Source organism: Bacillus sp. 2B09 (genome assembly GCF_003946835.1).
In the GTDB taxonomy this organism is placed as follows: Bacteria; Bacillota; Bacilli; order Bacillales; family Bacillaceae; genus Bacillus; species Bacillus altitudinis.
Window position 1 is genome coordinate 59150 of sequence record NZ_RPSG01000003.1, and the last position, 24210, is coordinate 83359.

General features: G+C 41.6%; 28 protein-coding genes. 22 read left to right on the forward strand and 6 right to left on the reverse strand.

The genetic code is table 11. The features are described 5' to 3' along the window. Nucleotides 1-68: 68 nt before the first annotated feature. From EBQ12_RS07815 to EBQ12_RS07870, 12 genes are all read left to right on the forward strand, one after another. The gene (locus EBQ12_RS07815) at nucleotides 69-1454 is read left to right on the forward strand and encodes an amino acid permease (protein WP_051632367.1); all 1386 of its coding nucleotides are present in this window, start codon (nucleotides 69-71) and stop codon (nucleotides 1452-1454) included. 288 nt (nucleotides 1455-1742) lie between these two features. Further along, nucleotides 1743-2780 (forward strand): sugar-binding transcriptional regulator, encoded by a 1038-nt coding sequence (locus EBQ12_RS07820; RefSeq protein ID WP_008347711.1) that lies wholly within the window; start codon nucleotides 1743-1745, stop codon nucleotides 2778-2780. A 31-nt stretch (nucleotides 2781-2811) separates the two neighbouring features. Next, nucleotides 2812-3819: a type I glyceraldehyde-3-phosphate dehydrogenase gene (gap, locus tag EBQ12_RS07825; RefSeq protein ID WP_007500174.1), complete on the forward strand. Its 1008-nt coding sequence runs from the start codon at nucleotides 2812-2814 to the stop codon at nucleotides 3817-3819. A gap of 213 nt (nucleotides 3820-4032) precedes the next feature. Beyond that, entirely contained in the window at nucleotides 4033-5217 is a 1185-nt protein-coding gene (locus tag EBQ12_RS07830; RefSeq protein WP_017359212.1) for a phosphoglycerate kinase, read from the forward strand. Nucleotides 5218-5247: 30 nt separating this feature from the next. After that, nucleotides 5248-6009, forward strand: a complete 762-nt coding sequence (gene tpiA / locus EBQ12_RS07835) for a triose-phosphate isomerase (RefSeq protein WP_060832658.1) — start codon at nucleotides 5248-5250, stop codon at nucleotides 6007-6009. After that, nucleotides 6002-7537: a 2,3-bisphosphoglycerate-independent phosphoglycerate mutase gene (gpmI, locus tag EBQ12_RS07840; RefSeq protein ID WP_017359214.1), complete on the forward strand. Its 1536-nt coding sequence runs from the start codon at nucleotides 6002-6004 to the stop codon at nucleotides 7535-7537. The genes tpiA and gpmI overlap by 8 nt, the downstream gene beginning before the upstream one ends. A gap of 29 nt (nucleotides 7538-7566) precedes the next feature. After that, nucleotides 7567-8859, forward strand: a complete 1293-nt coding sequence (eno, locus tag EBQ12_RS07845; RefSeq protein ID WP_003212752.1) for a phosphopyruvate hydratase — start codon at nucleotides 7567-7569, stop codon at nucleotides 8857-8859. 281 nt (nucleotides 8860-9140) lie between these two features. Further along, nucleotides 9141-9410 carry a hypothetical protein gene (locus tag EBQ12_RS07850; RefSeq protein ID WP_008347702.1) on the forward strand — a complete coding sequence of 90 codons (270 nt, stop codon included), beginning with the start codon at nucleotides 9141-9143 and terminating at the stop codon, nucleotides 9408-9410. Nucleotides 9411-9470: 60 nt separating this feature from the next. After that, nucleotides 9471-10238 (forward strand): ATP-binding cassette domain-containing protein, encoded by a 768-nt coding sequence (locus tag EBQ12_RS07855; protein WP_125589636.1) that lies wholly within the window; start codon nucleotides 9471-9473, stop codon nucleotides 10236-10238. Next, nucleotides 10210-11607, forward strand: coding sequence for a hypothetical protein (locus EBQ12_RS07860; protein ID WP_125589638.1), 1398 nt, complete (start codon nucleotides 10210-10212; stop codon nucleotides 11605-11607). The genes EBQ12_RS07855 and EBQ12_RS07860 overlap by 29 nt, the downstream gene beginning before the upstream one ends. Further along, nucleotides 11604-11969, forward strand: a complete 366-nt coding sequence (locus EBQ12_RS07865; protein ID WP_125589639.1) for a zinc metalloprotease — start codon at nucleotides 11604-11606, stop codon at nucleotides 11967-11969. The genes EBQ12_RS07860 and EBQ12_RS07865 overlap by 4 nt, the downstream gene beginning before the upstream one ends. Next, a complete protein-coding gene (locus tag EBQ12_RS07870) occupies nucleotides 11970-12251 on the forward strand; it encodes a hypothetical protein (protein WP_008347692.1) in 282 nt (93 codons plus the stop codon). Between the two features lie 20 nt (nucleotides 12252-12271). Here the strand turns inward: EBQ12_RS07870 and EBQ12_RS07875 are convergent, their stop codons facing one another. Beyond that, on the reverse strand, nucleotides 12272-12736 hold the full coding sequence (locus EBQ12_RS07875) for a GNAT family N-acetyltransferase (protein ID WP_017359218.1): 465 nt from the start codon (nucleotides 12734-12736) through the stop codon (nucleotides 12272-12274). 15 nt (nucleotides 12737-12751) lie between these two features. Then, nucleotides 12752-13216, reverse strand: coding sequence for a hypothetical protein (locus tag EBQ12_RS07880; RefSeq protein WP_096881867.1), 465 nt, complete (start codon nucleotides 13214-13216; stop codon nucleotides 12752-12754). Between the two features lie 118 nt (nucleotides 13217-13334). Here EBQ12_RS07880 and EBQ12_RS07885 point away from each other — a divergent pair, with 118 nt between their 5' ends. Beyond that, nucleotides 13335-13970, forward strand: a complete 636-nt coding sequence (locus EBQ12_RS07885; protein WP_024719834.1) for a MarC family protein — start codon at nucleotides 13335-13337, stop codon at nucleotides 13968-13970. A gap of 55 nt (nucleotides 13971-14025) precedes the next feature. Here EBQ12_RS07885 and EBQ12_RS07890 read toward each other — a convergent pair whose 3' ends face one another. After that, entirely contained in the window at nucleotides 14026-14562 is a 537-nt protein-coding gene (locus EBQ12_RS07890) for a GbsR/MarR family transcriptional regulator (protein WP_017359221.1), read from the reverse strand. A 269-nt stretch (nucleotides 14563-14831) separates the two neighbouring features. Between EBQ12_RS07890 and EBQ12_RS07895 the strand changes: the two genes are divergently transcribed. From EBQ12_RS07895 to EBQ12_RS07910, 4 genes are read left to right on the forward strand one after another with little or no spacing between them, the layout of a single operon-like run. Continuing rightward, complete coding sequence (locus tag EBQ12_RS07895) at nucleotides 14832-15980, forward strand: betaine/proline/choline family ABC transporter ATP-binding protein (protein WP_079920175.1); 1149 nt, start codon at nucleotides 14832-14834, stop codon at nucleotides 15978-15980. 13 nt (nucleotides 15981-15993) lie between these two features. Then, a complete protein-coding gene (locus EBQ12_RS07900; RefSeq protein WP_024719832.1) occupies nucleotides 15994-16647 on the forward strand; it encodes an ABC transporter permease in 654 nt (217 codons plus the stop codon). Nucleotides 16648-16660: 13 nt separating this feature from the next. Beyond that, entirely contained in the window at nucleotides 16661-17578 is a 918-nt protein-coding gene (locus tag EBQ12_RS07905; RefSeq protein ID WP_008347678.1) for an osmoprotectant ABC transporter substrate-binding protein, read from the forward strand. Between the two features lie 21 nt (nucleotides 17579-17599). Further along, nucleotides 17600-18289, forward strand: coding sequence for an ABC transporter permease (locus tag EBQ12_RS07910; protein WP_008347676.1), 690 nt, complete (start codon nucleotides 17600-17602; stop codon nucleotides 18287-18289). An 81-nt stretch (nucleotides 18290-18370) separates the two neighbouring features. On the opposite strand, the gene EBQ12_RS07915 is transcribed toward EBQ12_RS07910, so the two are convergent. The 3 genes from EBQ12_RS07915 to EBQ12_RS07925 form a co-directional block, all read right to left on the reverse strand. Next, entirely contained in the window at nucleotides 18371-18691 is a 321-nt protein-coding gene (locus tag EBQ12_RS07915; RefSeq protein ID WP_007500199.1) for a winged helix-turn-helix transcriptional regulator, read from the reverse strand. A gap of 82 nt (nucleotides 18692-18773) precedes the next feature. Further along, nucleotides 18774-19175, reverse strand: coding sequence for a helix-turn-helix domain-containing protein (locus EBQ12_RS07920; RefSeq protein ID WP_008347673.1), 402 nt, complete (start codon nucleotides 19173-19175; stop codon nucleotides 18774-18776). Between the two features lie 130 nt (nucleotides 19176-19305). Continuing rightward, on the reverse strand, nucleotides 19306-19710 hold the full coding sequence (locus EBQ12_RS07925) for a helix-turn-helix domain-containing protein (RefSeq protein ID WP_007500204.1): 405 nt from the start codon (nucleotides 19708-19710) through the stop codon (nucleotides 19306-19308). Nucleotides 19711-19864: 154 nt separating this feature from the next. Here EBQ12_RS07925 and EBQ12_RS07930 point away from each other — a divergent pair, with 154 nt between their 5' ends. From EBQ12_RS07930 to rnr, 5 genes are all read left to right on the forward strand, one after another. Continuing rightward, the gene (locus tag EBQ12_RS07930; protein ID WP_008347669.1) at nucleotides 19865-20098 is read left to right on the forward strand and encodes a helix-turn-helix domain-containing protein; all 234 of its coding nucleotides are present in this window, start codon (nucleotides 19865-19867) and stop codon (nucleotides 20096-20098) included. 37 nt (nucleotides 20099-20135) lie between these two features. Next, on the forward strand, nucleotides 20136-20426 hold the full coding sequence (locus EBQ12_RS07935; protein ID WP_008347666.1) for an AbrB/MazE/SpoVT family DNA-binding domain-containing protein: 291 nt from the start codon (nucleotides 20136-20138) through the stop codon (nucleotides 20424-20426). A 187-nt stretch (nucleotides 20427-20613) separates the two neighbouring features. Beyond that, nucleotides 20614-20847, forward strand: coding sequence for a preprotein translocase subunit SecG (gene secG, locus EBQ12_RS07940; RefSeq protein ID WP_003212746.1), 234 nt, complete (start codon nucleotides 20614-20616; stop codon nucleotides 20845-20847). A 123-nt stretch (nucleotides 20848-20970) separates the two neighbouring features. After that, entirely contained in the window at nucleotides 20971-21717 is a 747-nt protein-coding gene (locus EBQ12_RS07945) for an alpha/beta hydrolase (RefSeq protein WP_039963774.1), read from the forward strand. Between the two features lie 19 nt (nucleotides 21718-21736). Beyond that, entirely contained in the window at nucleotides 21737-24076 is a 2340-nt protein-coding gene (gene rnr, locus EBQ12_RS07950; RefSeq protein ID WP_125589640.1) for a ribonuclease R, read from the forward strand. The last annotated feature ends 134 nt before the right edge of the window (nucleotides 24077-24210 follow it).

The following is a 24210-nucleotide window of genomic DNA, read 5'->3' on the forward strand; positions in this document are numbered from 1 at the left end:
ATGAATAGAAGAGTGAAAGTGGGGAAGCGGATTTGAAGCCAGAACAGCATAATGAATTAGAGCGTTCCATGAAAAGCAGACATCTCTTTATGATTGCCTTAGGTGGGGTCATCGGAACAGGCCTTTTCCTTGGGTCAGGACTCATTATTCATCAGGCAGGCCCAGGGGGAGCCATTCTTTCGTTTATCATTGGCGGATTGCTCATGTATTTGGTGATGCTCTGTCTTGGTGAATTAGCAGTGGCGATGCCGACAGCTGGTTCCTTTCAGGAGTATGCAACCAAATATATAGGTCCGTCCACAGGCTTTATGATCGGCTGGCTTTATTGGTTTAGCTGGGCATGTACAATTGGACTTGAGTTTACATCAGCAGGTATTCTACTCCAAAGGTGGTTCCCAGATATCCCTGTTTGGCTTTGGTGTCTTGCCTTTAGCGTCATCTTATTTTCCATCAATGCCATCTCGGCACGCAGTTTCGCTGAAACAGAGTTCTGGTTTTCAGCCATCAAGGTTGCTGCGATCTTATTGTTTATTATCATTGGAATTGGCGCAATTTTCGGAATGATTCACTTAAAAGGCGGGGAACCTGCCCCACTATTTCGTCATTTGACGGATCATGGTGGACTTTTTCCTAATGGTGTTTTTGCGATTTTATTAACCATGGTCACAGTCAATTTCTCCTTTCAAGGAACAGAGCTTGTAGGGATTGCAGCAGGTGAAAGTGAAAGTCCGGAAAAAACACTCCCGCGTTCTATTCGGAATATTATTTGGCGGACGATGGTCTTTTTTGTTTTATCGATTGCGGTTCTTGCAGCCCTTCTTCCATGGCAGACCGCCGGCGCAGTGGATAGTCCGTTTGTTGTGGTATTGGACAAGGTCGGCATACCATACGCCGCAGATATCATGAATTTTATCATCATTACAGCCGTCTTATCTGTAGCGAACTCTGGATTATATGCATCATCACGTATGCTATGGGCGCTTTCAAAAGACGGGAAAGGACCTGTTTTCACGAAAAAATTATCCAAACGTAAAATCCCGATCAATGCCTTATTGGTGACAATGGGTGTATCCGCTCTATCACTGCTCACGAGTGTTGTAGCACCAAAAACGGTATATGTCTGGCTCATATCCATTTCGGGTATGGTGCTTGTCGTTGTTTGGATGTCTATTTGTTTATCCCAATACTTCTTTAGGAGACAATTCATAAAAGAGGGCGGAGATGTAAAGAATCTTGTCTTCCGAACGCCTTTTTATCCATTTGTGCCATTAGCAGGCTTTATCGCATTTGGCATTGTTCTTATCAGTTTATTCTTTATTGAGGATCAGCGGATTGGTCTTTATTGCGGAGTTCCATTTATGGCCGCCTGCTACATCATTTACTACCTCAAGATTAAACCGAAGGAAGATGCGAAACGATTTAATGAAGAGAAAGAAACGATACCGAAAACATAAGCAGGCGGCTTTTGACCGCCTGCACCTTTTCAAAGACAAATGCATTCAATATAGAAGAAAATAAATAGTTTGAAAAAAATAAAATAGCGGAAAGCTAGATGACAAGCAGGTTATCGGTCAAAATGTGTCTATTTTTTGTCTAAATGTGTTTGTAAGAGTTGAAAATGCAAGATTATCCTGTTAAAATAATTAAAGAAAGCAGGGATTAATTTTTTTTGGCTGTGGCGGGACGTTTTTTGTCACAGTGGGACGTTTTTAGTCCAACGTGAAAAGAAAGGGTCGTTAGCCATGAATCGTTTATTGGAAGCTCAAAAAAAATTATTACCAGATCTTCTCACAGTTATGCAAAAGCGCTACGACATTTTGCAGTACATCAGATTAGCTGAACCAATTGGTCGCAGAAGTCTTGCGACAAGTCTTGGTCTGAGTGAACGTATTTTAAGAGCTGAAGTTCAGTTCTTAAAGGAACAAAATCTGCTGGATGTCAAAACGAGCGGTATGATGCTGACGACTGAAGGTCATGCTTTGCTTGAAATGCTTGAAGGAATGATGAAGGACGTTTTAGGTTTAACCTTTTTGGAAAATACATTAAAGAGGAAATTAGGCCTGGAAGAAGTCATCATTGTTTCTGGTGACAGCGATGAATCCCCGTGGGTGAAGCAAGAAATGGGAAGAGCTGCTGTCCAGTGTATGAAAAAAAGGTTTACTGGAAATAATATCGTCGCCGTCACTGGCGGAACGACGATGGAAGCTGTTGCCGAAATGATGACCCCTGATGCCAAAAACAGAGACATGATGTTTGTCCCTGCGAGAGGCGGTCTTGGGGAGAATGTAAAAAATCAGGCAAACACCATTTGTGCCCACATGGCTGAAAAAGCTTCCGGTACTTACAAACTGCTGTTTGTTCCAGGACAGCTGTCAGAAGGTGCTTACTCTTCCATTATTGAAGAGCCGTCTGTCAAAGAAGTGCTTCAAACGATTAAATCATCCACGATGCTCATTCATGGAATCGGTGAAGCAAAAACAATGGCGATGAGACGAAACACACCCGCTGAAGATTTAAAAAAGATTGATGAGCATGACGCAGTGACAGAGGCTTTTGGCTATTACTTTAATCGTGATGGCGAGGTCGTCCACAAAGTGCACTCCGTCGGCATGCAGCTAGATGATTTAGAAAGCATTCCACACATCATTGCTGTTGCAGGTGGATCATCAAAGGCTGGAGCCATTGAAGCTTATTTCAAAAAACCCCGCCGAACGGTTCTCGTCACAGACGAAGGAGCCGCAAAAGAGTTATTAAGGGAGTCAATCGATCCCTCAATATAAAACATTGTGACCTATAAAAGGAGGAAACATCATGGCAGTAAAAGTCGGTATTAACGGATTTGGACGTATTGGACGTAACGTATTTCGTGCAGCATTAAACAATCCTGAAGTTGAGGTAGTAGCGGTTAACGATCTAACAGACGCTAACATGCTTGCACACCTTTTACAATATGACTCTGTTCACGGAAAACTAGATGCAGAGGTTTCTGTAGACGGTACGAACTTAGTAGTAAACGGTAAAACAATCGAAGTATCAGCTGAGCGTGACCCTGCGAAATTAAGCTGGGGTAAACAAGGCGTAGAAATCGTTGTTGAATCTACTGGATTCTTCACAAAACGTGCAGACGCTGCTAAACACTTAGAAGCTGGCGCTAAAAAAGTTATCATCTCTGCTCCTGCTAACGAAGAAGATATCACAATCGTTATGGGTGTAAACGAAGACAAATACGATGCAGCTAGCCACGATGTCATCTCTAATGCATCTTGTACAACAAACTGCTTAGCTCCATTTGCAAAAGTACTTAACGATAAATTTGGTATCAAACGCGGTATGATGACAACTGTTCACTCATACACAAATGACCAACAAATTCTTGATCTTCCGCACAAAGACTACCGTCGTGCTCGTGCAGCTGCGGAAAACATCATCCCAACTTCTACAGGTGCTGCGAAAGCTGTTTCACTTGTATTGCCTGAACTTAAAGGTAAATTAAACGGTGGCGCTATGCGTGTTCCAACACCTAACGTTTCTTTAGTTGATCTTGTTGCTGAATTAAATCAAGATGTGACAGCTGAAGACGTAAATGCAGCACTTAAAGAAGCAGCTGAAGGAGAACTTAAAGGAATCCTTGGCTACAGCGAAGAGCCATTAGTATCTGGTGACTACAATGGTAATGCAAACTCTTCAACAATCGATGCTCTTTCTACAATGGTAATGGAAGGCAGCATGGTGAAAGTCATTTCTTGGTACGATAACGAGAGTGGATATTCTCACCGCGTTGTTGACCTTGCAGCTTACATTGCAAAACAAGGTCTTTAATTTCTCACACTGAAGGAACTCACTTGGTTCTTTCCTAGAGACACGATATAATGAAGACGGACAAGGGAAGGGGAAGCATCCCTTTCCCTTTTTCTCTGTATTTATCCGTTCTGCACGATTTCTCGTTTTGATGAGGGCAAAATGGGAAAAGGATAAAGAGAGACTTGTCCAATGCGTAAGGAAACCAGAATAAAGGAGGATCTCCTGACGAGCATGAATAAGAAATCAGTAAAAGACATTGACGTAAAAGGTAAAGTTGTGTTCTGCCGCGTAGATTTTAACGTTCCAATGAAGGACGGAAAAGTGACGGATGATACTCGTATTCGCGCAGCATTACCAACGATTGAGTATTTAACAGGACAAGGCGCAAAGGTACTACTAGCTAGTCATTTGGGTCGTCCGAAAGGTCAAGTTACTGAAGAACTGCGTCTGACACCTGTAGCAAAACGTCTGCAAGAGCTTCTTGGACAAGAAGTGAAAAAAGCAGATGAAGCTTACGGCGACAACGTGAAAAAGCAAATCTCTGACTTAAAAGAAGGAGATGTGCTAGTGCTTGAAAACGTTCGTTTCTATCCTGGTGAAGAAAAGAACGATCCTGAATTATCAAAAGCGTTTGCTGATTTAGCCGATGTGTATGTCAATGATGCGTTCGGTGCTGCACACCGTGCACATGCATCCACAGCTGGTATTGCAGCGTATCTTCCGGCTGTTTCAGGCTTCCTCATGCAAAAAGAGCTTGAGGTTCTAGGGAAAGCCATTTCAAACCCTGATCGCCCATTTACAGCGATTATCGGTGGCGCAAAAGTAAAGGATAAAATCGGTGTAATTGAAAGTCTTCTTGATAAAGTGGACAACCTGATCATCGGCGGCGGACTTGCTTATACATTTGTCAAAGCACTTGGCCACGAAGTAGGAAAATCTCTATTAGAAGAAGACAAAGTAGATTTAGCGAAATCCTTTATGGACCGTGCAAAAGAAAAAGGCGTGAACTTCCTGATTCCAACAGATGTTCTGGTAGCCGACGACTTTTCAAATGATGCGAATACAAGCATTGTGCCAATCTCTGAAATTCCAAGTGATCTAGAAGCACTTGATATTGGAACAGAGACAAGAGAGAAGTATGCTGATGTCATTAAAAACAGCAAACTTGTTGTCTGGAACGGACCAATGGGTGTATTTGAAATCGATGCATTCGCTAAAGGAACAAAAGCAATCGCAGAAGCACTGGCAGAAGCAAAAGATACATATTCTGTCATTGGTGGTGGAGATTCAGCAGCAGCTGTTGAGAAATTTGGTCTTGCCGATCAGATGAGCCATATTTCTACAGGTGGCGGCGCTTCACTTGAATTTATGGAAGGCAAAGAACTTCCAGGTGTGACTGCATTAAACGATAAATAAGACCAAAACTGCTATAAGGAAGTGTCAATCATGAGAAAACCAATTATAGCTGGGAACTGGAAGATGAACAAAACACTTGGTGAAGCTGTAAGTTTCGTTGAAGAAGTCAAATCATCTATTCCATCTCCTGACAAAGTGGAATCTATTGTCTGTGCACCAGCCCTTTTCCTTGAAAAGCTGAACAGCCTTTCTAACGGAACAGACCTTAAAATTGGTGCGCAAAACATGCACTTTGAAGAAAATGGTGCATTCACTGGTGAAATCAGCCCTGCTGCGCTTAAAGATCTTGGCATCGGCTACTCAGTGATCGGTCATTCAGAGCGCCGCGAATTCTTCGCTGAAACAGATGAAACAGTGAACAAAAAAGCACATGCTGCATTCAAGCATGGCATCGTTCCAATCATCTGTGTAGGTGAAACGCTTGAAGAACGTGAAGCAGACAAAACAAACGAACTTGTCGCTGATCAAGTGAAGAAAGCACTAGCTGGTTTAACGAAGCAGCAAGTCGCTGAATCTGTCATTGCCTATGAGCCAATCTGGGCGATCGGTACAGGTAAATCTTCTACAGCAAAAGATGCAAACGATGTTTGTGCGCACATTCGCCAAACGGTTGCAAGCGAATTTGGTCAAGAAGCGGCAGACAGCCTTCGCATTCAATATGGCGGAAGCGTGAAACCTGCGAATATTAAAGAATATATGGCAGAATCCGATATTGACGGTGCTTTGGTAGGCGGCGCAAGCTTAGAACCTCAGTCTTTCGTTCAATTATTGGAGGAAGGTCAATATGAGTAAGAAACCAGCTGCATTAATCATCTTAGATGGATTCGGTTTAAGAGGCGAAACAGTCGGTAACGCTGTTGCCCAAGCAAAGAAACCGAACTTCGACCGCTACTGGAACGAATTCCCGCATCAAACCTTAACGGCTTCAGGTGAGGCAGTGGGCCTCCCAGAAGGTCAAATGGGGAACTCTGAAGTTGGGCATTTGAACATCGGTGCAGGACGCATCGTGTACCAAAGCTTAACAAGAGTGAATGTGGCCATTCGTGATGGGGAATTTGAGAAAAACGAAACGTTCCTAGATGCAATGACTTATGCAAAAGAAAATGACAAGGCGCTTCATTTATTCGGTCTCTTGTCAGACGGCGGTGTGCACAGCCACATCCAGCATCTTTTTGCCTTGCTGAAACTAGCGAAAAAAGAAGGCTTAACAAAAGTATACATTCACGGCTTCTTAGACGGACGTGATGTTGGTCAGAAGACAGCGAAAGTGTACTTAAAACAGCTTGAAGAACAAATCAAAGAAATCGGTGTCGGAGAAGTTGCAACACTTTCTGGACGCTATTACTCAATGGACCGTGACAAGCGCTGGGATCGTGTGGAGAAAGCATATCGCGCGATGGCGTATGGTGAAGGCCCAAGTTATCAAAACATCTATGATGTCGTTGATGACTCCTATGAAAATGGAATCTACGATGAGTTCGTTATTCCATCTGTCATTACGAGAGAAAATGGTGAGCCGGTTGCAAAAGTAAACGACGGCGACTCTGTGATTTTCTATAACTTCCGTCCAGACCGTGCGATTCAAATTTCAAACACATTCACAAATGAAGATTTCCGCTCGTTTGACCGCGGGGAAGCACATCCGAAGGATTTACACTTCGTCTGCTTCACACACTTCAGTGAAACGGTAGATGGCTATGTGGCTTTCAAACCAGTGAATTTGGATAACACAGTAGGAGAAGTACTTTCTCAAAATGGATTGAAGCAGCTGCGGATTGCTGAAACAGAGAAATATCCTCACGTGACGTTCTTTATGAGTGGTGGACGTGAAGAAGAATTTCCTGGAGAAGACCGCATCTTAATCAATTCACCAGATGTCGCAACCTATGACCTCAAGCCAGAAATGAGCGCTTATGAGGTAAAGGATGCGCTTGTTGCAGACATCAATGCGGACAAGCATGATGCGATCATTCTGAACTTTGCTAACCCAGATATGGTGGGGCATTCAGGAATGCTTGAGCCAACAATCAAAGCCATTGAAGCAGTAGATGAGTGCTTAGGAGCTGTAGTCGACGCAATCCTTGCAAAAGGCGGACACGCCATCATCACGGCAGACCACGGTAACGCAGACGTGCTCATTACCGAAGAAGGAAAGCCGCATACTGCACATACAACGAATCCTGTGCCAGTCATCGTAACGAAAAAAGGTGCGACGCTTAGAGAAGGCGGCATTTTAGCTGATCTATCTCCAACGCTTTTAGACTTACTTGGACTTGAAAAACCAAAAGAGATGACAGGAACATCATTGATTCAAAAATAACAAATTGATTCAAAAGGAGAGAAATAACGATGCCATACATTGTTGACGTATATGCACGCGAAGTATTAGACTCTCGCGGTAACCCAACAGTTGAAGTAGAAGTTTACACAGAATCTGGCGGCTTTGGCCGTGCACTAGTACCAAGTGGTGCTTCTACTGGTGAATATGAAGCAGTAGAACTACGTGACGGAGACAAAGACCGTTACCTTGGAAAAGGTGTTCTAACAGCTGTAAACAACGTAAATGAAATCATTGCACCAGAGCTTTTAGGCTTTGATGTCACTGAACAAGTAGCAATTGACAAAATGTTAATCGAGCTTGACGGAACTGAAAACAAAGGGAAATTAGGCGCAAACGCAATCCTTGGCGTATCTATCGCTGTAGCACGTGCGGCTGCTGATTTCTTACAAATTCCACTTTACCAATACCTTGGTGGATTCAACTCCAAAACGCTTCCAGTACCGATGATGAATATCGTCAACGGCGGAGAGCATGCGGATAACAACGTAGACATTCAAGAATTCATGATTATGCCTGTAGGTGCTCCAAACTTCCGTGAAGCACTTCGCATGGGCGCTCAAATCTTCCATAGCCTGAAATCTGTATTAAGCGCAAAAGGCTTAAACACAGCTGTAGGTGACGAAGGTGGATTCGCTCCAAACCTTGGTTCTAACGAAGAAGCACTTCAAACAATCGTAGAAGCGATTGAAAAAGCTGGTTTCAAACCAGGTGAAGAAGTGAAACTTGCGATGGATGCTGCATCTTCTGAGTTCTATAACAAAGAAGATGGTAAATATCATTTATCAGGTGAAGGTGTTGTGAAAACATCTGCTGAAATGGTTGACTGGTATGAAGATATGGTATCGAAATACCCAATCATCTCAATCGAAGACGGTCTTGATGAAAACGACTGGGAAGGTCACAAACTATTAACTGAGCGTCTTGGTAGCAAGGTTCAGCTAGTAGGAGACGACTTGTTCGTAACAAATACGAAGAAGCTTTCTGAAGGAATCAAAAACGGCGTTGGTAACTCAATCCTCATCAAAGTAAACCAAATCGGTACATTAACTGAAACATTTGATGCAATCGAAATGGCGAAACGTGCAGGCTATACAGCTGTTATCTCTCACCGTTCTGGTGAAACAGAAGACAGCACAATTGCAGACATTGCAGTTGCAACTAACGCTGGACAAATCAAAACAGGTGCTCCATCTCGTACGGACCGTGTGGCGAAATACAACCAATTACTTCGCATCGAAGATCAATTGGCTGAAACAGCTCAATACCACGGCATTGCTACATTCTACAACTTGAATAAGTAATGTAAAGCAACGCGCTGCGTGCGCTCTTTTGAAAAGAGCGTATCGCAGCGCTTTTTTTTATGTTGAAATAAAGACGCAAAGCTAGCTCAAGCGAATTAGCTCTGCTTCCTTTGTCATATCCTATTTTTGTAAAAAATCATCCTTCAGTCAGAGGAGAAACGATGTGCTTGATGATTTATAAGCATTAAATCATGAAAACTCTACTAAAAATATGATCTGAATTGAACTTATGCTATTTGCATAGGGGTGGTATCATTTTACATATATTAGGGGGTGATGAGATGCTGAATCCTTTTAGCCTTCGTTTTCCAGTAGGCGTGTACATGTATGTCCTTCACCTACTGGCGGCATATGATGAAAGGAAGCAACGAATTCTAACTTCTAAGAACGTACAGAAAAATGCATTTTGGATTTATGTCCTTGCCGCTATCTTAGGCATTGTGACAGCTGCAGCTTTGATTTGGGCATGCAAAACATTTGGAAAAGGCTCGAAATTTTTAGGAGAGTTCAAGTTTTTAGGCCTGTATATTAAAATCAAATGCGGCTTCTAACAAATGGATGAGAACAGATGCGGGGTCATCTGTTCTATCTGAAATAAATGGAGGGACATGATGCTGTCATTACAATTAACAGAAAAAACGTATAGCCGCACCTTTTCTCTCCGCAATATTCAGTTAAATGTGGAGAAAGGATGTATGCTTCTGCTTTTGGGGCATAATGGTGCAGGAAAAACCACGATGATTCAGTCTATGTTTGGACTGACACCATTTAAGGGGGTTGTCTCTTTACATGGTAAACAGCTGAATTTTCAATCCTCAGCACATATCTCCTTTTTGAAAGAACATGTTTCCTATATTCCTGATGATCATGCTTTGTTTGATTATTTAACGCCGAGAGAATATTTCCATTTACTCCAGCTTCCAGATAAATTAAATGGACCTCGAGAAGAGACATTCATCGATCTTTTTGAGCTGAAACCTTATATGGATCAGCCAATTGCCCAGCTGTCTCATGGCAATCAAAAGAAAACCCAAATCATTTCACAGCTCCTTAGGCCTTGTGATTATTATGTATTCGACGAGCCAACAAATGGACTTGATCCAGATATGATGATCATCTTAAAAAAGGTGCTCATGAAGCTGAGAGATCAAGGGGCAGGCATCCTCATTTCAACCCATCATTTGGGCTTTGGTGAGACATTGTATGACCACCTTATGATCTTAAGAAACGGTGATATCAAGCTGGATATGTCACGTCAAGAAACAAACAAAACATTCCCTCATCAAGCACTTGAGGATATTTATAAAGAAGTGAATCAAGATTACTATATGCAGGTGGAGAGGTTGCTCAATGACTTGGACACGACACGTTCTTCATAAAATAGAATGGGGCATGCTCACAACGAAAATCAAGCAGCTCGGCAAAAAATATCCTTTGCAGCTTCTCGCCGCAGCCGTTTTTTTATTGCTGATCTACGCCATATACGTTGTCATGAGCCTGCGTTTTTTTATGCAAGTAGGGGAGAGCGAACCAGTTGCTTTATACCTTCAATTTGTGAAAATGACCCTGCTGCTTTTGGGAGCAGGTATTGTCTTTTCCCGTCATAAAATGAAGCGTCAAGAGTATCAGTTCTTCTTTTTGAATAGTGCGATGCAAAGTGTCTCATTTGTCCTTTGTGTGTATTTCTTTCCAGTGCTGTTTTGTTTCATCATGCTTGGTCTGCTTTTTTTACCCATCCTATTAGGACTGATCATTAGCGGCGTTACACTATCTTTGTATTGGATCATTGTGGTGGGGATCACTTGCAGTGGATTGGCGCTCTATACGCTTGCTTCTTGGATGCTGATACGCATTGGTGTGAGCCATTTTATATCAAAAACAAAAGAGCATTTACTGCTGCAAACGATTGGATTTGTGACGCTCGGTGCTTTCGTGTTTCTCCTTTTTCAAAAAGCGGTTGAGATGATTCACGTATGGCCGTCTATCTATCTTGTATTTCTGATGATCTTTCTATGTGCAGGGTGGTTTTGGCTGAAAGGGTTGGCGGCTTGTTATGTCAATCGGATGTTTTTGCAGCTAAAGGTAGAGGTGAAGTCGTTTTCTTACCAAAAAATTAGATCGGATTCTTCATTTTTCACACATCTGCGGCAGGAGCTTGTTTATTTTAGCCGATCAGCTGTGTTTAAAGAACAAGGTATTTTGTTCCTGTTTCTTGTCTGTTTCACGATAGGTCTCCCATTCATCTTTACTCCGGCAGAGACTGGCTGGCTGTATGCTTTTATTGTGCAGTTTGCCTTAAAGGAGATCCTTATTATGCTACCGCTCATGATTGGCAGGGAATATCATCTCCATCAGCGAGCCATTTTTATGTTAAATACATCAAAGGGTGCCTATTTATTATCAAGAATTTTATTTTATTACACAATGAATATATTGATTTATTTTGTCTATATCGGGCTTGCTTATTTCATGATTGGGGTTGAAAGTGAAGGGCACGGTTTGGCAAGCTTGTCCATTTTATTGATTACTGTCATGGCAGCATGTGTCGGGTTTGTCGTGAAGATTAGTGATTTTAATAAACTGTTTGTGATCGTGATGATGATTGCTGTGTTCAGTATGTTGGATATGCTTTTAGTCCAGTGGCTTTCAGCAAATACTCAGCTGCTCTCAACTGCCTATATGGCTTGTTCAGCCGCATTCTTCATCTTCATATATGCTGCCATGCTAAAGAGGCCGATTGTGCGATGATGACGCTTTTATTTTGCTTAATAGCCGTTGTGCTCATTCATGAACTCGGACATATCCTGATGGTGATGGTGTGCAACAAAATCGAAAAAAGACCCATCTTTGATTATGTGGTGATGATCGATTGGAAGCACGTGTCGATTGTCCATGAGAAATTTTCACGGCCGGGTTTTAATGTGATGGTGGCACTTGCAGGTCCTGTGTTTCCAGTGATCTGCTCGGGTGTGCTTTTCTTCATGTGGGGGCATCCATTGACGCATCCATTGCTGCTTTTTTCTTTATTAAATACAGTGATGCTGCATCCAGCTTGCCCAGACGGGAAAAATATCATCACCAGTTTAAAAGAGATGAAAGGAGAGAACTAAATGGTTAAAGTATTTCATTCGTTTTCTAGCGGCTTAACGCTTGCGATGCTTTATGTGTTTGCTGTGTTTATGACGCCAGTATTTTTAATGCTGCTAGAGGTTCATCATGTTGAATCAAGTCCAACTCTCTTTGGTATGCCATTTTATATCATGAAAATTGAACAGTATCAATTCAGCTCAGAGGCAACGCTCTTTGGGTGCGTGGTCTGTTTTTTAGCGGGTGCCGCTCTCTACTTCTTGATTCAATATGTGATTCATGCAGTGAAAAAGAGCAGAACATAAAAAAAGCAGGCTGAATGAAGTCAGTCTGCTTGAAGAACGAGTGACAACCGCACCATATCCATACACTGAATACCGTTCTCATAAATCGGTTCATCATAGTGCTTCAGAAAGAAATCGTGATCGATAGACGCCATGCGAAAACCGCATTTTTGATAAAGGGCGAGCTGCTGAATACTAGAGTTGCCTGTGCCAATTTCAATTGTATGAAAGCCAGCTGCCTTGGCTTCTGAAATAGCATGGCGGATCAGCTGCTTCCCAATTCCTCTACCTTGCCATGACTCCTTCACGGCGACATTCATGATTTCCACTGTCTGCTGAGACAGAGGCGTAAGAACATACACACCAATCATGTCCTGTTTATGAAAAGCAACATAACAAGAACCAGATTGTACATAGGCAAGGACTTTTTCAGTTGAAGGGTCAGCTAATAGTAAAAGATCCATAGGAACAGATTGATCATGAGACAATGGCCGAATCTGTATCAAATCATTTCATCCTCTCTATTCTTTGATATACCCTTGTTTAACACCCCAATCATATTGATCCTGCACCCATTGAGAAGGAGGATGATGGGTGACATTTGGGTCTTTTTTGACAGTGGCTTTCCTAGTCGTTTGTGCTGCCTGCTTATTCGCTTGAGCCGTTGCTTTCGCTGATGCCAGTTCTTTTTGAAGCTGGTCTATTTTCAATTCAAGTGCTTTACGCTGTTTGATTTCTTTTTGATGCGCCTTCTTTTCTTTCTTCAGCTTGTTTGTGACGGTGGACAATTCCTTTTTTTGACCATCCATTTCATCTTTCATATCCGTTCCTTCTGACTTTAATTGTGTCAGCTGCTCATCATTCTTTCTCATTTCTTGCTGGTGTTTATTCTCTGATGCGGTGAGCGACTGCTGCTGCCACACAATCCAGCCAGTTGCACCTAGGATGATCACAGACAAGACAATGATCGTGATGTTTTTTTTCATGTTCTATTCCCCTTTCGTTAAACCTCTATTATCATCGGTTAAAACAAACCAGGTTTTAACAGAACAAGGGAATATTCGGATCAGATTAGCAGACACTATGAAAAAAGGAGGGTGTCTGTTGATTTCCTTTATGATTCATGTCATTGTGTCACTATTTGCTGTCTCAAACCCCATTGGAAACGTGCCTCTTTTTATCACTTTAACAGAAGGCTACTCAGAAAAAGAACGATCCCAGACGGCCAAAAAAGCGATTGTTGTGTCTTTTATGATTTTGATTGCCTTTCTTTTGGCAGGCAGGCTCATTTTCAAATTGTTTGGCATTGATATCCATGCACTCCGTATCGCCGGAGGTATTTTTATTTTTGGTATCGCTTACAATTTGCTAAATGCAAAAGAATCACATGTTCAAAACCCTCATTCGGATGAAAAGGCAGAAAGCAAAGAGAAGGCTGATGTTTCGGTGACCCCACTCGCCATTCCGATCATTGCAGGACCTGGTACAATTGCGACCGTCATGAGCTTAACCCCAGGAAGCCACCAAGTAACGCTTCATCTGCTTGCAATTCTTATTGGCATTGTGGTCGTACTTGCCATGACCTATTATGCATTTCATTATTCGAGTTTCATTATGCGAAAAATGGGGAAAACAGAGATGAATGTCGTGACACGATTAATGGGATTGATTCTAGCTGTTGTGGCAGTTGAGATGATAGGCGCAGGCATCAAAGGGATGTTCCCAATGCTGATGTCATAAGTGTATATAAAAAAGCTGTTTTTTTCTACAAAATTGTAAAATAAAACAGCTTTTTTTAAGGTTTTGGCACATGTTGAAATACTTCTTCACTTTCAAAGAACTCAATTAAACGGCTAATCCAGTCATAATAATCGAGACTTTCCTTGATTTCTGAAAGAAGAAGATTGATTTTATCTACTGTTTCTTCTGGCAGGTCATCTTGTTCAAGCAGCTCCAGCAATTCCTTGCATGTCTTCTTATGTGCCTTGCGATTTTTGCTGACAACACGTGACCAATTGGCTGCAAACAATGAAATAAAGGTTTGATATTGATCTTGCTCAACGTCATATAAATCTTTGCGTATTCCTTTTTCATAAACCTTTTCAGCAATATTCAAATCAAGCATTTCTCGAACGACTTGACTCATTCTTGTTTTGCTCATGCCGGTCGCCTCTGAGAGCTCACCGAGCGTCATTGGTTTACGGTTCATATGAATGATACCAAGCACTCTACCCACTGTGGCAGAAAGACCAAAGGCATTCATGTTCTCGGCAGCTTTTTCAATATAATGATCCTGTGCTTTTTGAATGGCGCCTAACGCTTGCTTGTCCATTCCCCGCTTCATCCCTTCACGACTGACAATTTGTAACACAATATATCATATACCTGTTTGTTGATGAAAACAATAAATATTGAGTATTTGCTCGTAAGTTGGAGGAAAAAGGAGGGATCGCTACATATCAGGCCGTTAACTGAAAATTTTAAATAAATCTTATGCAATACAAACACATCGTAAACTTTTTATTTTATAAAGTTTGCACTATAATAAATAAGGTGTAAATTTTCTGAAAATATATATCCGACTAATTGGAGGTGTCTCATTTGCTGAAACTAGAGAATGTATCTAAGACGTATAAAGGCGGAAAAAAAGCTGTCAAAAATATTGATTTAGAAATAGCAAAAGGAGAATTTATTTGTTTTATTGGACCGAGTGGCTGTGGTAAAACGACAACCATGAAGATGATTAACCGACTGATTGAACCTTCCTCAGGAAACATATTCATCGAGGGAGAAAACATTATGAAAAAAGATCCAGTCCAATTAAGAAGAGAAATTGGTTATGTGATTCAGCAAATTGGACTTTTCCCTCATATGACCATCGCACAAAACATTTCCCTTGTGCCGAAGCTGCTGAAGTGGCCGGAAGAAAAACGAAAAGAACGAGCGCGTGAATTGCTCAAACTCGTCGACATGGGGCCGGAATACTTAGAGCGTTACCCTCATGAACTCAGTGGAGGACAGCAGCAGCGTATCGGCGTTCTTCGCGCACTCGCAGCAGAACCCCCTTTAATCCTGATGGATGAACCATTTGGAGCACTTGACCCAATTACAAGAGATTCATTGCAGGAAGAATTTAAGAAACTGCAAAAAACGTTAAATAAAACAATCGTATTCGTCACACATGACATGGATGAAGCGATTAAACTTGCAGACCGCATTGTCATTTTAAAAGATGGAGAGATTATCCAAGTGGGCACGCCTGATGATATTTTACGTAATCCTGCGAACGAATTCGTAGAAGAATTCATCGGGAAAGAACGTCTGCTTCAGTCAAATCCGAATATGGAACGTGTGGAACAAATGATGAACACGTCCCCAGTCACAATTACCGTCGAAAAAACGTTGACAGATGCCATCTTTATTATGAGAGAAAAGCGGGTTGATTCCCTGCTTGTCGTTGATGAAAATCATGTGCTGAAAGGCTATATCGACATTGAAACCATCGATGCAAACCGCAGAAAAGCAGCCTTCGTTGGCGATATTTTAAATACAGAATTTTATACAGTACAAGAAGGTGCACTCCTTAGAGATACTGTCCGAAAGATCTTAATACGCGGCATTAAATATGTACCGGTTGTCGATGCAAAAGGGCACTTAAAAGGCATCGTCACACGTGCAAGTCTTGTAGATGTCGTATATGACTCTATTTGGGGAGAAGATACCCCGGAGGCTGTCACTGAAATGAACTAAGGGAGGTGTACACATGGATCAAATCATCGATTTTCTTGAGAAAAATGGTGGGGAACTCCTCACAAAAATGTGGGAGCATTTATACATTTCTTTAATTGCCGTTGTGTTAGGCATTATCGTGGCCGTTCCTTTAGGCGTCATTCTTACACGAATGAAAAGAGGCGCCGGTTTTGTCATCGGCATCGTGAATATCTTTCAAACACTCCCTAGTTTAGCGATTCTTGCATTTTTTATTCCTATTTTGGGAGTTGGAAAAATACCTGCGATCGTTGCGCTATTTTTCTATTCCGTTTTGCCTATTTTAAGAAATACGTATGCCGGTGTTCAAGGTGTGAACAAAAACTTGCTTGAATCTGGAAAAGGAATTGGCATGACGACATGGGAACAAATTCGTCTTGTGGAACTGCCGCTTGCTGTTCCGGTCATTATGGCAGGTGTCAGAACCTCAACGATTTATTTAATTGGGTGGACAACACTTGCTGCTTTTATCGGTGGAGGCGGTCTTGGTGACTACATTTTAATTGGGCTTCAGCTTTACCAGCCGGAATACATTATTGCGGGTGCAATCCCTGTCACTATTTTAGCGGTCATCATTGACCTTACATTGATGAAGCTTGAGAAAAAAGTAACACCAGAAGGCTTAAAAGGTTTGAAGGAAGTTTCATAAGGAGTTGGCTCATGTGAAGAATCGAAAAACAAAATGGATCAGTGCACTGCTTGCCGGATGCTTGCTATTCATAAGTGGCTGTTCACTTCCTGGACTAGCCGGCTCTTCAGGGAGCACGCTGCGAATCGGTGCACAAAACTTTACAGAATCAGAAATTATGGCCTATATGGTGGGAGACATCATTGAGCATTACACAGATAAAAAGACAACCATTGTGAAGAATTTAGGCTCAAATACGGTGCAGCAAAAAGCAATGGAAAACGGTGATGTCGACATTTCAGCAACACGATATACAGGCACGGATTTAACAAGTACGCTAGGAATGGATGCAGAAAAAGATCCAAAGCGTGCAATGGAAATCGTCCAGAAAGAATTCAAAAAACGCTATGATTACAAATGGTTTGATTCCTATGGGTTTGATAATACGTATGCCTTTGCTGTGACGCAGAAGATGGCGAAGGAAAACAACCTAGAAACAGTCTCTGATTTAAAAAAGAATGCCAAAAATTATCGCTTCGGTGTGGATAATATTTGGCTGAAAAAGAAAGGTGACGGTTACGAAGGGTTTGTGAAAACATACGGAATTGAATTTGGAAGCACTTTTCCGATGCAGATCGGTCTAGTCTATGACGCATTGAAAAATGAAAAAATGGATATTGTGCTTGCCTATTCAACAGATGGCCGGATCAAAGCGTATAATCTCAAAATCTTAAAAGATGATAAACGATTCTTCCCACCATACGATGCATCACCAGTTGTCCCTGAGAAAGTATTAAAAGAAAATCCAGGACTGGACAAGGTGATCAACAGGTTGATTGGAAAAATCGATACCGAACAAATGCAAGAGCTCAATTATCAAGTCGATGGAGAACTAAAAGAACCAGCGACTGTTGCGAGAGATTTTCTAAAGAAACACAATTACTTTGAGTAAGATTGGGAGGTGTCAGAGCTGATGGACACACTACAGCAATTATGGGCGTATTATCAACAGAACGGTTCATATGTGTTAGAAGAATTTTACCGGCATTTCCTCATGTCAGCGTATGGGGTATTGTTTGCGGCAATTGTCGGAATACCAGTCGGCATCTTTGTGGCGCATTACCGCAAACTGAGCAATTGGGTGTTCGCGATAACCAATGTCATTCAAACCATTCCAGCGTTAGCGATGCTTTCTGTGTTGATGCTTGTATTAGGACTTGGTGCAAATACAGTCATCTTATCACTCTTTTTATATTCGCTTCTGCCGATTATCCGTAACACGTACACAGGTATTGTCAGCATTGAGCATGCCTATTTAGAATCGGGGAAAGCGATGGGCATGACGAAATGGCAAGTGCTGAGAATGGTTGAATTACCGCTTGCTTTATCTGTCATTATGGCTGGTTTAAGAACCGCACTTGTGATCGCAATCGGTATTACAGCGATTGGGACATTTGTTGGTGCTGGAGGACTTGGTGATATTATCATCAGAGGATCAAACGCGACAAACGGAACAGCCATTATTTTAGCAGGTGCTATTCCAACTGCGCTCATGGCCATTATTGCCGACCTTGTCATGGGCTGGCTTGAACGCTATTTAAGCCCAACCAACAAGAAAAAAGAAAGCAAGGCATTAGCTGAAAAAAACATGACGTCCGCATAAATGCTTGAAAAGACAAAACCTCCTCTACATCTGTAGGGGAGGTTTTTTTATCATGATTAGGCGGCTCACAACAGGAGACATTTATGATTCAAGTGTGATCCATTCAGAGGACCACTTCGCAATTTCCTCAAAAACGGGTGCAAGTGAGCGCCCCATATCAGTTAATGAATACTCAATACGCACGGGTGTTTCAGCAAAAACCTCCCGTTTTACAATGCCTGCTGCTTCCAGCTCTTTTAATCTCTCAGATAAAACCCTTCCGCTTAAATTGGTCAGAGCTGCTTCGATTTCACTAAAGCGCTGCGAACCTGAGAGAAGCTGAAAAACAATCAGTGCCACCCAGCGTTTACTTAATAACTCAACTGCTTTTTCAAACCGCGGGCACATATCAGATTGATTCATCTTTCTTCACTCCAATCTGAACCCATTATACCGTAATTCTGTCAAAAATCGGCGCAAAAAGCTTGTCAATGATCAAAACATTTTACGATGACGAACGGCTGTTTAGTAGAAATAACAAATAGCGGTTTAAATCCTCTATTTCATGTTTAGAAAGGGTGGACCATATGTCCCCATTAAATATTTCTAGATCATCAAGTTCATATTGCTCTGCTGCTTCTTTTATTTGGGTAAAAGCCGTTTCTTCTTCCTTTATGACATAGGCAGAAGATGCTTCTTCAATATACCCTGCAGCCTGCATCATGTCCTCATAAGGTACTTTTAATGCACCTGCTAGTTTTTTAATTGTAGGAGGTTTCGGAATGCCGCGTTTCCCGTTTTCAATCCGAGAAATACCAGCAGCGCTGACCTCTGAATACATCGCTAATTGGTTCACCGATAGTTTCCTTTTCTCACGTAATGCTCTTAAATATGCACCGAAGTTCATCAACTCAAAACCTCACATGGTTAAAGATTAGTTATCTCTAGTGTACTCGATTTGTTGACTATTGGCAATAAGTGTACCATGAAAATATTGACATTAGTTAATGGTGGATGTATCTTATGTTTATGCCCCGCTATTTGTTCGCCTTTTTTTGGTTAATGAGCGTGAGAAAGTATTGATTCAGCTGGCTGATGTCTTGTGCGGTGAGTGTTTCCCATTGGTCTCCATCGAAAATAGGGAGATGTTCTACATCCTTTTGAAGCGCCGTTTGATAGATTTTTAATATGGATTCATATTTCGGTTTCATTTCATGCACTTTTTCCTGTTCAATATAACCGGCAAGCAGCATTAAATCCTCATAAGGCACCTTCAAAGCGCGTGCTAATTTTTTTATGGTTAAAGGCTTTGGCACACCACGCTTTCCATTCTCAATCCGAGAAATACCGGCAGCGCTTACGCCTGAATACATGGCGAGTTGATTGACAGACATCTTTCTATTCTCTCTTAAAATGCGTAATTGTTCACCAAAGTGATTCATGTCATCGAACCTCACATTTCAGTATATGACTTATTTTAGTATGATCATTGACCAAAGGAAATAGAAAGGGCGTAAAAGTGTTGACATAAGTTAATGAATCCGAGAGATGTGAGAATCCTACATGTTGTACATATTGATCCTATAGGAGGTTGTAATGATGGTCGAAAAGATTCAGATCAGGCGGGCTTTTGTGATGCAGTATATGATCGAAAACGATATGTCTTTAAATCAGCTCGCAGATGAAATTGGCATCTCTCCTGCCACACTCAGCAGGGTATTGAATGGTCACCGGAAGCCAGGACAGCTTGTCATTGGCAAAATGATTCATTACTTTGATAAAAAATTTGAAGATTTATTTTACTATGAAGATGTTGACAAAAGTCAATAAATGAAATCATTGTATGATCATTAAGGAGGCGGCTTCATTGAAAAGAACTGGAATGGTAAGACACATCGATTCGCTTGGCAGAATTGTTCTGCCTTCAGAAATGCGAAAGGTACTCAATATAAAAGAAGAGCAGCTGTTAGAAATTTTCATCGAAGATCAAACCATTATGCTGAAAAAATATGATGCAGATAAGAGCTGCTTATTAACTGGCCAAATAACGAAATACAACAAAAGCTATGGAAATGGTAACGTCGTGCTGAGTCCTGAAGGAGCTGAACGGTTGTTAGTAGAATTAAAACAGCTCTTAAAAGAAGAAGCAACTCGCTAAAAACGCTTTTTAACCTCAAAAATTGCATATAAAAAATGCTGCATACAATCCATTGGAGCGAAATTGAATCAAAATGACAAATAAAGTCGACAATATATAGGAAATCTTTATTTTGATGTTTCGTGACATGCACCTTGTTTTCATGTAAAATAAAGTTATGTGTACCAGTTTGTCTGGAGGTGTTTTCATGCACGCATTTGTTATCACATTACTCGTAATTGTCAGTATCGCACTTATCATCGTTGTATTATTACAATCAAGTAAAAGTGCAGGACTGTCAGGCGCTATTTCAGGTGGAGCCGAGCAGCTTTTCGGTAAGCAAAAAGCGAGAGGTCTTGACTTGATTCTTCACCGATTAACTGTCATTTTGTCAGTGCTTTTCTTCATTTTAACACTTGCATTGGCATATTTAGGCGTGTAGGCGCGAGTAACAGAAGGTCTGATCTTTTTTCAGACCTTTTTTTATTATCAGCACTCTTTTGTGTTTGTTTCATACATACAAGTGGAAAATATAAACCATATCAGAAGGAAAGGAAGTCACATCATGAAAGTTGTTACACCAAAACCATTTACGTTTAAAGGTGGAGAAAAGGCGGTGCTTCTTCTTCACGGTTTTACTGGGAATACAGCCGATGTTCGCATGCTTGGGCGTTATTTGAATGAAAGAGGCTATACATGCCATGCACCTCAATACAAAGGACACGGTGTACCGCCAGAGGAGCTTGTTCATACAGGTCCTACAGATTGGTGGAAAGATGTAGAAGAAGGCTATCAATTTTTAAAAGACGAAGGCTATGAGGAAATTGCGGTCTGCGGACTATCCCTCGGAGGAGTTTTTTCATTGAAATTAGGTTACACTGTACCTGTAAAGGGAATTGTACCTATGTGTGCACCTATGTACATAAAAAGTGAAGAAGTCATGTACCAGGGTGTACTAGATTATGCCCGTAACTATAAAAAATTCGAGGGTAAGTCAGAGGATCAAATTGAGCAAGAGATGGAAGAGTTCAAGAAAACACCAATGGGTACGCTCAAAGGCCTTCAAGAACTCATTGCAGATGTCAGAAACAATGTTGACATGATTTATTCACCTACTTTTGTTGTTCAGGCACGTCATGATCATATGATTAATACAGACAGTGCAAACATTATTTATAACGAAGTAGAGACAGATGAAAAACATTTAAAGTGGTATGAAGAATCGGGCCATGTTATCACGCTTGATAAAGAGCGAGAGAAGGTTCATCAGGATGTATATGCATTCTTAGAATCACTCGATTGGTCAATTTAAATATATAGGGGGTTAGAGTGTGCAAAAAGAAGAATTTATGGATGAATTACTTGCGTTTATGCAAGAAGAGGCGTACAAACCATTAACGGTGCAGGAATTAGAAGTCATGATGGAAATTACCAATCCAGATGATTATAAAGAGCTCGTCAAAGCACTTGTGATATTAGAGGATCAGGGACTTATCGTCCGTACCCGCAGCGACCGCTATGGTGTACCGGAAAAAATGAACTTGGTAAAAGGGAAGCTGTCTGCTCATGCAAAAGGATTTGCATTTGTGACACCAGAAGAGTTTGGACAGGATGATATTTTCATTCCGCCAAATGAGCTAGGCACAGCAATGAATGGCGACACCGTCATGGTTCGTGTCAGCCACAAATCAAATGGCACCAAAAAAGAAGGAACGGTCATCCGTATACTAGAGCGTAATACTCAGACGGTTGTCGGTACCTATACAGAAACGAAAAGCTTTGGTTTTGTCATCCCTGATGATAAAAAAATCACAAACGATATCTTTATTCCAAAATCCGCTAAAAACGGAGCGGTTGAAGGTCATAAAGTCGTTGTCACGCTGACAAGTTATCCAGAAGGTAGAATGAGCGCAGAGGGTGAAGTGACGGAAATCCTTGGTCACAAAAATGACCCTGGCATCGATATTTTGTCGATTATTCATAAACACGGTCTACCAGGTGAGTTTCCGGAAGAAGCGCTCCAGCAGGCAGCAGACACACCTGAAACGATCGATGAAAAGGATCTTGAAGGTAGACGTGATCTGCGCAATGAAACGATCGTGACGATTGACGGTGCAGATGCAAAGGACTTAGATGATGCCGTAACTGTGCAAAAGCTCGATGATGGCAAATATAAGCTCGGCGTGCACATTGCAGACGTTTCTCATTACGTTACAGAGAATTCGCCGATTGATCAGGAAGCCTATGAGCGCGGAACGAGTGTGTATCTTGTCGACCGCGTCATTCCAATGATTCCTCATCGCCTGTCAAATGGCATTTGCTCATTGAATCCGAAGGTAGATCGTCTTACACTCTCTTGTGAAATGATCATTGATCGAAGTGGGAAAGTCGTCAAACACGAAATTTTCCAAAGTGTGATCAAAACGACGGAAAGAATGACCTATTCCGATGTGAATAAGATTTTAGTTGACCAAGATGAAGAGCTTTTAGACAAATACGAGCCGTTAGTACCAATGTTCCAAGAGATGGAGAAGCTTGCAGAAATTCTGCGTGACAAGCGAATGGAGCGCGGAGCAGTCGACTTTGATTTCAAGGAAGCAAAAGTGCTTGTAGATGATGAAGGCGCAGCAAAAGACGTAGTCATTCGTGAACGTTCTGTTGCCGAAAAACTAATTGAAGAATTCATGCTGGTGGCAAACGAAACAGTTGCCGAGCATTTCCACTGGATGAATGTTCCGTTCATTTACCGAATTCACGAAGAACCAAATCCTGAGAAGCTTCAGCGCTTTTTAGAGTTCGTGACGACGTTTGGTTACATCGTCAAAGGGACGTCAACGAACATTCACCCGCGCGCACTTCAAAGTGTACTTGATGCCGTCCGTGATCAACCAGAAGAAGTTGTGATTCAAACTGTGATGCTTCGCTCAATGAAACAGGCGAAGTATGATCCAGAAAGCATTGGACATTTTGGATTATCTACCGAATTTTATACACACTTCACATCGCCAATCCGCCGTTACCCTGACTTAATCGTGCATAGGCTGATCAGAACCTATTTAATAGAGAAAAAGACAGACGAAGCGACCCTTGAAAAGTGGGGCCAACTGCTGCCAGAAATCGCAGATCATGCATCTACAATGGAGCGCCGCTCTGTTGATGCTGAGCGCGAAACAGATGACCTGAAAAAGGCAGAGTTTATGCTTGATAAAATCGGTGAAGAGTTTGATGGAATGATTAGTTCTGTCACGAATTTCGGACTATTCGTTGAACTGCCGAATACGATAGAAGGTCTTGTCCATGTGAGCTACATGACTGACGACTACTATCGTTTTGATGAACAGCACTTTGCCATGATTGGTGAACGTACAGGGAATGTCTACCGTATCGGTGACGAAATTACTGTCAAAGTGGTGAGTGTGAATAAAGATGAGCATTCCATTGATTTTGAAATCGTCGGGATGAAAGGCACTCGCCGTAAATCACCAAAAGACTTCAAGTTCAAAAAACGGACAGATCCACCAGCCAAAAAAGGACGCGGAGGTCAAAAGGCCTCTGCGGAAAAAGGCAAAGAGGATAAAGGCGGCGACTGGTTTACAGGTCGTAAAAAGAAGAAAAAGAAAAAACGCGTATTTGATAACGCACCGAAACAAAAGCGCAAAAAGAAAAAGTAACGTGACAAAAAGCAAATAGGGCATCACGCTCTATTTGCTTTTTGACCACGTGGCAGCAGCATTGTCGAAAGCTGGATTGTTTGATAAAATAATCCGTACGATTTGGACCGTGTCTGTGTCAAAAGGAGGGTGTA